The sequence below is a fragment of the Homoserinimonas sp. genome, from assembly GCF_056262345.1.
Map to the genome: position 1 here is coordinate 1 of NZ_JBACFR010000036.1, position 2,670 is coordinate 2,670.

Annotated in this window: 3 protein-coding genes; all 3 read right to left on the reverse strand. The window is 67.0% G+C overall.

Going from position 1 to position 2,670, the window contains the following annotated elements; all coding sequences use genetic code 11:
• Positions 1-653 (reverse strand): MFS transporter (locus AC062T_RS01690; protein ID WP_476026799.1); only part of this gene is annotated, 653 nt, incomplete at its 3' end.
• Positions 650-1,471 (reverse strand): SDR family NAD(P)-dependent oxidoreductase, encoded by an 822-nt coding sequence (locus AC062T_RS01695; protein WP_476026801.1) that lies wholly within the window; start codon positions 1,469-1,471, stop codon positions 650-652. The genes AC062T_RS01695 and AC062T_RS01690, both read right to left, overlap by 4 nt.
• On the reverse strand, positions 1,468-2,670 hold a 1,203-nt coding region (locus AC062T_RS01700), incomplete at its 5' end, for a flavin-containing monooxygenase (RefSeq protein ID WP_476026803.1). The genes AC062T_RS01695 and AC062T_RS01700, both read right to left, overlap by 4 nt.

Sequence of the window (2,670 nt, forward strand, 5' to 3'; positions counted from 1 at the left end):
CCCGTGTGCTCGGTGAGCCTGCGAACGCCGAAGATTCCGATCACGCCCGTCACGACCATGGCAACGGAGAGGATGATCGCCATCTGCGCGTAATCGCCGCGCTCACCCGATTTGACGAGGGCAGGGGCGGCAACCCCCGCACCGAGCAGGCCAACGGTGAGAAACATCATGCGGAACATGAACACGCGCGTGCGCTCGTGGTAGCTGATCTTCAGGTCAGACGGCGTCGTGAGGTACGGCACCTGAAAGCACGCGAACAGCAGGTTGCCCACGATGTACCAGGCACCGATCCACACCGCAGCGCCAGCACCCTCGAGTGTCGGCGGCACCGAGAACATCGCCGTCATGGCAATGGCGAGCCCCAGCCCCCACCACATCATCCTGCGGCGGTGGCCGTGCGCCCTCGCCTGCCGGTCACTCAAAGACCCGAGAAACGGATGCACGACAGCGTCGATCACCTTGGGCAGCAGCAGCGTGAGCCCCGCCAACAGGGGCGACACCCCGAGCGTATGGGTCATGAAGTACAGCAGCAGGAGTCCGGGCACCGTGACCCACACCCCCATGCCGAGCGATCCGCTCGAATAGCTCGCCAGCTGGCCGAGCGTGGCGCGCACCGGCTTGGCCGCGTTCACCTGATCTGTTTCGACGCTCATCGGGTGCCTCTCTGTCGGGCCACAACACCTGCGGCCAGCGGTGCTCCATCGAAAGCGCCCGATCGGGTGCGTTCGGCCAGGGTCTTCGCCACAATACGGTCGGTGAGCGCCGGCAGATGCCGGGCCAGAAAGAACTCGACGGCTCCCCGTGGGGTGGTCGTGACATCCCGCCTCGGCCTGCGGCTCAGCGCGGCCAGCAGCACGGCGTCGACGACACCCTCCAGCGGCTCATACTTGCTCATTCCCTCAAGGGAGAGCCCGGCCGCCGCGGTCGACCCGTGGATGGGACTGCGCACCGACGACGGATACACGCACGTCACCCCCACGTGCGGCCGCAGCTCCAGGCGCAGCGCATCGGCATAGGCCACGAGGGCTCGCTTCGAGGCCCCATACGCCGCAGCCAAGGGCAACTGCATCACCGCCATGCGCGAGGCGAGCATCACGATGCGCCCGCGCGACTCAACGAGAGCGGCAACGCACGCCGCCGTCACCCGCCACGCCCCCAGCAGATTCACCTCAAGCTGCAGCCGCACCTCATCGCTCGGCGGCAGCTCCGCGGGCGCTGGCCCGCCCACCCCGGCGTTGTTGATCAGGATGTCGAGGCCGCCCAATTGCGCAATTGCCTGGCCCACAGCATCCGCCACCTGGGTGTCGTCGGTGATGTCGCAGGCGAGGATCGACCGCTCAGGGTCTGCCCGCATGTCGAGCCCCACGACTATGGCACCTTCTGCGCGCAGCCGATCGGCGATCGCCCGGCCGAATGTGCCGGAGGCCCCGGTGATGAGCACCCGCTTGCCTCGCGCATCTCTCGTGCTCATGCTCGTACTCCTTCTTTAAGGGTCGGCTCTGCGACCGATCGCCGGGCCCGCGCCTCTCCCGCGCGGATCTCCCGCGGAACCTGGGCCACATACGCGTCAAAATCGATGCGCATGCGGGGCCGACGGTCGGCTCCCCAGCGCTTTTCGGCCGCCGCAAGGTGGCGCGCGACTGCCTTCCTCTGCTCGGGCAGGCTCGGCAACACATACCGGCCAGAGACCTGGGCGGCGACGAGCTTGGCCTGTGCCTCCAGCACGGGCAACGCGGCGCCCGTCGACTGGATGAGCCCCACAAAACTCAGGCTCGGGTCGTCGAGGTGAAAGACGCGCTCATAGAGCGGCAGCGCCTCGGCATCCGGCCCGAGCCACCGCTCCGAGAGAAACGGAATCGTCACCCGATATCCCGTCGCCCACACGACAACATCCACCCTGTCGCTGCTGCCGTCCGTGAACAGCACGGTGTCACCCTCGAAGCGGTCGATGCCCGGCCTGGCCTCGACCTCGCCGTGGGTCAGGCGGTGCAAAATCGTGTCGCTGATGGTGGGGTGGTTCTGAAACAGGCCGCCCGACGGTGCCGGCAGCCCGTACTTTTGCGGGGTGCCGATCGCCACCGCCAGCATGGTCTGCGCAATCTTTTGCCGGATGCGCCACGGCAGGGTCGAGAGCAGGCCGTTGACCTGGTCGGAGGGGCGCCCGAACACGTATTTGGGAACGATGAAGACTCCGTGCCGGGACGAAAGCAGCACGGGCCCCTGGCACACATACGACGCGTCGACGGCGATATCCATCGCCGAATTGCCCATGCCGACCACCATCACTCGCTTGCCCGCGAAGACCTCGGGAGTTCGGTAGTCGTGGGCGTGCATCTGCTCGCCGGTGAACGCTCCGGGGTATTCCGGGTTCGGCAGGCGGGCATCCCAGTTGTGCCCGTTGGCCACGACGACGGCGTCAAAGAAGTCCGACGAGCCATCCGCACAGGTGACGAGCCAACCGCCGGCCGCCCCCTCTGCCCGCACAACATCCGTCACCTCCATGCCAAAGCGGATGTGGTCATTGAGCCCGAACGAATCCGCATAGTCGGCGAGGTATCCGGCGACCAGATCGGCGGAGGGGTAATCGGGCCAGTCACCGGGCATCGCATAATCGGCGAACTCGGTGCGGCTGCGGCTCGTGTTGAGATGCAGCGAGTCGTAGGCCGGAGA

Excerpts from the sequence above, each read along its gene's own strand:
- AC062T_RS01695 (WP_476026801.1), bottom strand. The coding sequence starts at position 1,471 with ATGAGCACGAGAGATGCGCGAGGCAAGCGGGTGCTCATCACCGGGGCC.